Annotated in this window: 1 protein-coding gene; it reads left to right on the top strand. The window is 64.2% G+C overall.

Features of this window, described 5'->3' with window-relative positions; all coding sequences use genetic code 11:
* Window positions 1-1,176: hypothetical protein (locus tag ACT3R7_RS20650; RefSeq protein WP_496199458.1), on the top strand; the 1,176-nt coding region annotated here is incomplete at both ends.

Raw genomic sequence — 1,176 nt, 5'->3', positions numbered from 1 at the left:
ACGCAGACGCAGACGCAGACGCAGACGCAGACGCAGACGCAGACGCAGACGCAGACGCAGATGCCGATGCGGACGCAGACGCCGATGCTGACGCAGATGCCGATGCGGACGCAGACGCCGATGCTGACGCGGATGCGGATGCTGACGCCGATGCGGACGCTGATGCAGATGCGGACGCAGACGCCGATGCGGATGCGGATGCTGACGCGGACGCGGACGCTGATGCCGACGCTGATGCGGACGCCGATGCGGATGCTGATGCAGATGCGGACGCCGATGCGGATGCGGACGCTGATGCCGATGCGGACGCAGACGCCGATGCGGACGCTGATGCAGATGCCGACGCTGATGCCGATGCGGACGCTGATGCAGATGCTGACGCCGATGCGGACGCTGACGCAGATGCCGATGCAGATGCGGACGCTGACGCGGATGCAGATGCGGACGCTGACGCAGATGCCGATGCAGATGCAGATGCGGACGCGGATGCAGATGCTGACGCAGATGCAGATGCCGATGCAGATGCCGATGCAGATGCCGATGCAGATGCCGATGCAGATGCCGATGCAGATGCCGATGCAGATGCCGATGCAGATGCGGACGCCGATGCAGATGCCGATGCAGATGCGGACGCCGATGCCGATGCCGATGCCGATGCGGACGCCGATGCGGACGCTGATGCAGATGCAGATGCAGATGCTGACGCCGATGCGGACGCAGATGCGGACGCCGATGCAGATGCGGACGCTGACGCAGATGCAGATGCAGATGCGGACGCTGACGCAGATGCAGATGCTGACGCAGATGCAGATGCCGATGCGGACGCAGACGCCGATGCCGATGCCGATTCCGATGCAGATGCGGACGCCGATGCCGATGCAGATGCGGACGCCGATGCAGATGCGGACGCCGATGCCGATGCAGATGCGGACGCAGATGCCGATGCGGACGCTGATGCCGATGCGGACGCTGATGCAGATGCAGATGCTGACGCCGATGCAGATGCTGACGCCGATGCGGACTCTGACGCGGATGCAGATGCTGACGCCGACGCCGATGCGGACGCGGATGCTGATGCAGACGCAGATGCCGATGCAGATGCGGACGCTGATGCAGACGCTGATGTAGAAGAGCCTGAAGCCACGATCACCATCGACACCGTTGCCGGCGACGACG

It is taken from the genome of Halomonas sp. AOP43-A1-21 (assembly GCF_052376775.1).
Classification (GTDB): domain Bacteria; phylum Pseudomonadota; class Gammaproteobacteria; order Pseudomonadales; family Halomonadaceae; genus Vreelandella; species Vreelandella colorata.
This window is presented reverse-complemented; position numbering and strand designations above follow the sequence as displayed.